General features: G+C 31.6%; 5 protein-coding genes. 3 read left to right on the forward strand and 2 right to left on the reverse strand.

Annotation, left to right across the window (positions count from 1 at the left end):
* The first annotated feature begins 17 nt into the window (after nt 1–17).
* The gene (locus HMPREF0202_RS00345; RefSeq protein ID WP_040405904.1) at nt 18–2,369 is read left to right on the forward strand and encodes an aminotransferase class I/II-fold pyridoxal phosphate-dependent enzyme; all 2,352 of its coding nucleotides are present in this window, start codon (nt 18–20) and stop codon (nt 2,367–2,369) included.
* Between the two features lie 17 nt (nt 2,370–2,386).
* Nucleotides 2,387–3,232, forward strand: coding sequence for a MurR/RpiR family transcriptional regulator (locus HMPREF0202_RS00350; RefSeq protein ID WP_023049621.1), 846 nt, complete (start codon nt 2,387–2,389; stop codon nt 3,230–3,232).
* Between the two features lie 26 nt (nt 3,233–3,258).
* On the opposite strand, the gene HMPREF0202_RS15030 is transcribed toward HMPREF0202_RS00350, so the two are convergent.
* Nucleotides 3,259–3,411: a hypothetical protein gene (locus tag HMPREF0202_RS15030; protein WP_211231147.1), complete on the reverse strand. Its 153-nt coding sequence runs from the start codon at nt 3,409–3,411 to the stop codon at nt 3,259–3,261.
* A 166-nt stretch (nt 3,412–3,577) separates the two neighbouring features.
* On the opposite strand from HMPREF0202_RS15030, the gene HMPREF0202_RS00355 reads away from it, so the two are divergent.
* On the forward strand, nt 3,578–4,906 hold the full coding sequence (locus HMPREF0202_RS00355) for an APC family permease (protein ID WP_023049623.1): 1,329 nt from the start codon (nt 3,578–3,580) through the stop codon (nt 4,904–4,906).
* A 37-nt stretch (nt 4,907–4,943) separates the two neighbouring features.
* Here HMPREF0202_RS00355 and HMPREF0202_RS00360 read toward each other — a convergent pair whose 3' ends face one another.
* Nucleotides 4,944–6,326, reverse strand: coding sequence for a short-chain fatty acid transporter (locus HMPREF0202_RS00360; protein ID WP_023049624.1), 1,383 nt, complete (start codon nt 6,324–6,326; stop codon nt 4,944–4,946).
* Nucleotides 6,327–6,472: the final 146 nt, after the last annotated feature.

A 6,472-nucleotide genomic window follows, 5' to 3' on the forward strand; every position in this document is an offset into this window, starting at 1 on the left:
TTAAACAAGGAGGTAAGATGACTAAATTAAATCAATATCAAACACCTATATTCTCAACACTGAAGGACGTATATGCGAAAAGAGACATAATTCCTTTCCATGTTCCAGGGCATAAGAGAGGAAAGGGAATGGATAAAGAGTTTTACGAGTTTATGGGACCTAATCCCTTCTCAATTGATGTAACTATCTTTAAGATGGTTGATGGATTACACAATCCAAAGAGTTGTATAAAAGAAGCACAAGAGTTAGCAGCTGACGCTTATGGAGTAAAGAAAACCTTTTTCGCTGTCAACGGAACATCAGGAGCGATTCAAGCTATGATTATGTCTGTTGTAAAGCCAGGAGAGAAAATATTAGTCCCTAGAAATGTGCACAAATCAGTTTCTGGTGGAATTATATTAAGTGGATCAGTTCCAGTATATATGAATCCTGAAGTAGATGACGAATTAGGAATAGCTCATGGAGTTAGACCAGAAGTTGTTGAAAATATGCTTAAGCAGCATCCAGACACAAAAGCTGTATTAATCATTAACCCAACATACTATGGAGCGGCAACTGATATCAAAAAGATTGCAGATATAGTTCATAGCTATGATATTCCTTTAATAGTTGATGAGGCTCACGGAGCTCACTTACACTTCCATGAAGAGTTACCAATATCAGCAATAGATGCAGGGGCAGATATTTGCTGTCAAAGTACTCATAAAATAATTGGAGCAATGACACAAATGTCAATGTTACATGTAAACTCAACAAGAGTAGATGTAAATAGAATACAACAGATATTAAGTATTCTACATACAACATCACCTTCATATCCGCTAATGGCATCATTAGATTGTGCTAGAAGACAGATAGCTACAGAAGGAAGAGAGTTATTAACAAGAACATTGAAATTAGCAAGAGATTTAAGAGCAGAAGTTAATAAAATTCCAGGAATCTTCTCTTTTGGAAAAGAGATTGTAGGAAGATACGGAATACATGATTTCGATGAAACAAAACTTTCTATATCAGCAAGAGAGTTAGGATTAACAGGATTTGAGTTAGAAACTTTACTTGTTGATGATTATAATATCCAAGTTGAGTTATCAGATTTCTATAATGTATTAGGACTAATTACATTAGGGGATGACGAAGTAAGTACAGGTAAATTACTTGATGCTTTAAAAGATATCAGTAAGAGATTCTTTGGAAAAGGAAAGAAAATAGGAGAATCTGTTGGAAAAATGCCAACTATACCTGAATCAATCTTAATCCCGAGAGAAGCTTTCTACAGTGAGAATAATAAAATTAAATTCTTAGAAAGCGAAGGAAAAATTTGTGCTGAGATGATTATGGCATATCCACCAGGAATTCCAGTAATCTATCCAGGAGAAAGAATTACAAGAGATATAATCACATATATTCAAAACTTAAAGGCAGCAAAGCTTCACGTTCAAGGAATGGAAGACCCTGAGTTAGAATATATTAAAGTTATAGATGAAGAAGATGCAGTATATTTATATACTGAAAAAATGAAAAATAAAATGTTTGCTGTTCCAATGAACTTAGGAGCAAATAAAGCAGGTATTGAATTTGGACCAGAAGTTTTAGAGGAGTACTTCCCAGATACATTTGGTGAGATGACTTATATAGATATTGAAAAGCAAAGAGAGAATTTCAATGAGTGGTCATTAAAATATAAAAATACAATACTTAATACTTGTGAAAAGTTAGCAACAGCAGTAAACGAAGCAGTAAGAGATGGATATAGACCAATAACTATTGGAGGAGATCACTCAATAGCACTAGGATCAATATCAGGGGTAGCGTTAGAAAAAGAAGTTGGGGTAGTGTGGATTGATGCTCACGGAGATATGAATACTGATGAAACAACAATGTCAGGAAATATTCATGGAATGCCGTTAGCACTTTTACAAGGAGCTGGAGATAGAGACTTAGTAAATTGTTTCTACGAAGGAGCTAAAATTGACAGCAAAAATGTTGTAATTTTAGGAGCTAGAGATTTAGATGTAAAAGAAAGAGACGTTATTGAAGAGTTAGGAGTAAAAGTAATTCCTTATGATGAAGTTGTTCATAAAGGATTAGATAATGTTTTAGATGAGATAAGAGACTACTTAAAGATTGATAATATCCATATAAGTTTTGATGTGGATTCAGTTGATCCAGAGTTTGCTCCAGGAGTAAGTACACCAGTTAGAAATGGATTCACTCCAGAAGAGATGTTCAAAACATTTAGATTCTTATTTAAAAACTACTCTATAACATCAGTAGACATAGTAGAATACAATCCAGTAAACGATAAAAATGAGAAGACTATGAATTTTGTAAATGATTTAACGGAGTTTGTATTAAATCCAAACGTATAAGTATATAGAGGTGTGAGATGAAAAAGGCGGTATTAGCTAATTTAGAGCAGAATTATTCAACGTATAGTAAGAGTTTTAAAAAGATTGTGGACTTTATAAAACATAATCAGAGTATAGTATCATTTATTTCAATAAATGAGCTAGCTAAAGAGACAGGAACAAGTCCAGCTACAATAACAAGATTTTCAAAAAATTTAGGTTTTAAAGGTTATCCTGATTTCCAAAGAGTTTTCCAAAAAGATGTAGAGATATCAACTTCTCAAATGAAAGAGTTCAGACAAGAGATTGATTCAATGTCAGGGGATGGAATATTATCTGAAATCATAACTACGAACATAGAGCTTTTAGAGGAGATAGATACTGTAGCTATAGAAGAGCAATTAGAAAAAGCTATGGAGATGATAAAAACTAGTAGAAAGTTATATATATTAGGAGCAAGAGGGTCATATGCTCTAGCATACTATCTATATTTTATGTTAAAAGAATTAAGAGAGGATGTAGAGTTAATGATATCAGGAGCATCTGATTTTACAGATAAGCTTCTTTATTCAAGCCCGGATGATGTACTATTTACAATATCATTCCATCCATATACAAACTTTACTTGTCAAGTAACTGAGTTTTTTAAAGAGCAAGGAAATAGAATAATTACTATGACTGATAAAAAAGATTCTGTATTAGGTAATATATCTGATTTAGTAATCACCACAAAAAATGGAGGAAAAGCTTATACTTTTGTTCCAGGTATAATTATTTTAAATGCTTTACTTTTAAAATTTGGAAAACAAAATAAAGAGGAAAGTATTGAAAGATTAGACAAATTAAAGAAAATAACAGATAGATTTAATATCTATCAAAGATAAAAAAAAGAGAGCGAAAGCTCTCTTTTTTATCTTTGATATTTTAACTTTATAAATAGATTATCTAAACTTCTTAATATAAGACCAATTAAAAGTAGCGGAAATAAGTAGAACTTTGCTGAATAATCCACTATAGAGTTATTATTAGTTCTTTTCTTTTCTAACATTTTTATTTTGTTCACCCCTTTTATTTACAAAAGTAATTATATACCACTTTTTCCATTTATGCAAGAAATAAAAAATACTTGTTTTGAAAGGTGAATTGTGATAAAATGTTTAATCGAAAAGTGCTTTAAAATAAGTAAAGAAATACTAAAAAAGTAGAATACATTAACAAGGAGAAAAGAAATGAGTGAAAATTTAGAAAAAAGATACGGCTTTTCAGTAGCTTTTTCAATGGTTGTAGGAATTGTTATTGGAATTGGAATCTTCTTTAAAGCTGGTCAAATTTTAGTAGCAGCTAATATGAATCCAAAAATTGCAATTGCAGCTTGGGTACTTGGAGGTATTATATCAATATTATCAGGTCTTACTGCAGCAGAAGTTGGAGCAGCTATTCCTGAAACAGGTGGTATGATTGCATGGATTAAGAAAATTTATGGAAAAAGAATAGCCTTTTTAGTTGGATGGGCTCAATTAATAATATATTTTCCAGCTTTAATAGGTTTAATTGCATATTATTTTGCAGTATTTACAGGAAACTTTTTAAATATAGATCCTAGTAATACTATATTTTTAGGAGGAACAGCATTTGTTGCTATATCTTTCCTATTTGCAATAAATATATTTACAAAAAATGTAGGTGGAAAAATTCAAACACTAGCTACAGCAGCTAAAATTGTACCACTATTATTAATAACTATATTTGGATTTTTATCTGCAGATAATTCATCGGGAATGTTTTATATGACAGAGATTACAAGAGAAGCTACATCTTCATCACCTTTAGTTTTATTAGGATTATCATTAGTACCAATTATGTTTGCTTTTGATGGATGGATATATGTTGGAACAATTGCAGGAGATTTAAAAAATGTAAAAAAAGATCTTCCTAGAGCAATTATATTAGGATTAGGATTTATAGCGATATTTTATGTGGCATTAAACCTAGCACTATTAAATGTATTCACAGCAGAGGAGATTGTAAAAGTTGGAATGTTTGGAGTAGCTACAAAATTATTTGGACCAATGGGAGCTAAGTTTATATTCTTAGGAATTATGATATCAGCATTTGGTGGGCTAAATGGTATGATATTAGCATCAACAAGAATACCGTATACTTTAGCAATAGAGGGACACCTTCCAAAGAAGGAGTTTTTTGCTAAAATAGATGATAAACATAAACAACCTATAAACTCTTCAGTAGTTATGTATCTATTATCAGTTTTCTTCTTAATAGCTATGATTATAACAGGAAATCCAGATGTATTTGGAGATATTCCAGTAGCATTGTTCTGGTTATTCTACTGTTTAGTATTTTTAGGATTATTTATTTTAAGAAAAAACGAACCAAATTTAGAAAGACCATATAGAGTTCCATTTTATCCAGTTGTGCCAATACTTGCATTAATAGGTGGAGCATCAATATTTATTTATGCAGCTATATCAAATCCAACATATATGGCAGTATCAGTGGCATTAACTTTAACAGGTCTTTTTGTTTATAGAGAAAATTAATAAGATATAAAAAAGGTTGCTAAAGAGCAACCTTTTTTTATAGGAAAGTTAATCCCAACATAATAACAATACCAGAGTAAATTGTAATAATTACTCCATATCCCATAATATCTTTTGCACCTAATTTAGCAATACCTAAGGCAGGCAAAGCCCAGAAGGGTTGAATCATATTAGTCCAAGCATCTCCCCAAGCGATAGCCATACCAGTTCTTGCTGTTGAAACCCCAAGTTCTACACTTGCTGGCATCATAATAGGAGCCTGAACAGCCCATTGCCCACCACCAGATGGAACAAAGAAATTTACAATTCCAGCACTTAAGAAAGTTAAGCTTGGAAATGAAAGAGCAGTGGATGAACTGATAAAACTTTGTGATATTATACCTGCTAAAGAAGCTCCATCACTGTTTTGTCCAACCATCATTCCCATTATTCCAGCATAAAAAGGAAATTGTAGTATAATTCCAGCAGCTCCTTTACAAGCATTTCCAAAAGCTAAAAGAAGATTTTTAGGAGTTTTATGAGCAACTATAGCAGTAACTAAAAAAATCATATTTACAATGTTAAGATTCAAATCAAATCCCTTTTGAAGGAAATATCCAATTATATATGTATATCCAAGAATACCAATTAAAATGTTAACAACTGGACTATTTTCAATTTTGTCAGCAGGAGTCATCTCAGCTTTATCAAAAGTAACTGGTTGCACATCATCTTCTAATAATGCAGGGTCAACTTGAAAAACATCCTCTTTATTTTTAGGGTGCATGGCAGCATTTAATAAAGGAAGCGTAAATAATAAAGCAAAAAGGATGATTAAATTATATGATGAAAATAGAGTTTGAGATGTACTAATTCCTTTATCTAAAGCTCCAGCAGTAGCTTTTGAAAGGTTTCCAGAAGCTAAAGTAAGAGGAATAGATCCAGAAATTCCTCCATGCCATAACAAGAAACCAGAGTAAGCAGAAGCAATAAGAAGACGATAGTCGACACCTTTGATTTTCTTTGCAATCTCTTTAGCATAGATTGCTCCAATAACAAGTCCAAACCCCCAGTTTAAAATACAAGCTACTCCAGATACAAAAGTAACATAGATAATAGCTTGAATAGGAGATTTTGGAAGATTAGAAAGCTTATCTAAGATTCTTTTAAAAAAAGGAGCAGTTGCTAAAGTATGTCCTGTTACAAGAACCATTACCATTTGCATAGAGAAAGCTAAAAGAGACCAAACACCATTACCCCAATGCATAGCTATTTGAAAAGGTGATTGTTTAGTCATTATAGTTGCAGCAATAAAAACAATAAAAGTAAGGATTGCTGCAAAAAGGAAAGCATCAGGAAGATACTTTTGCATTATAGTAACGCAAAGTTGAGTGAATTTTTCAAAAAGATTAAATTGTTTATTTTTAACTGTATTATCCAATTTTCATACCCCCATATCTTATTTAAAAAAGCAAAGGATATTTTCTATCCTTTGCTTTAAAGTGGTAACTTTTAAGGTTTATTTTTCAGCTTTTGCTTTTCTAATCTCTTCAATTAAATAAGTTGCTGTTTTTCCTAAATCAGTTA

Source organism: Cetobacterium somerae ATCC BAA-474 (assembly GCF_000479045.1).
Taxonomy (GTDB): Bacteria; Fusobacteriota; Fusobacteriia; order Fusobacteriales; family Fusobacteriaceae; genus Cetobacterium_A; species Cetobacterium_A somerae.

What these genes read in the sequence shown, in the direction of transcription:
- HMPREF0202_RS00350 (WP_023049621.1), top strand. Translation starts at nt 2,387, where the DNA reads ATGAAAAAGGCGGTATTAGCTAATTTAGAGCAGAATTATTCAACGTAT.
- HMPREF0202_RS00355 (WP_023049623.1), top strand. Translation starts at nt 3,578, where the DNA reads ATGAGTGAAAATTTAGAAAAAAGATACGGCTTTTCAGTAGCTTTTTCA.
- HMPREF0202_RS00345 (WP_040405904.1), top strand. Translation starts at nt 18, where the DNA reads ATGACTAAATTAAATCAATATCAAACACCTATATTCTCAACACTGAAG.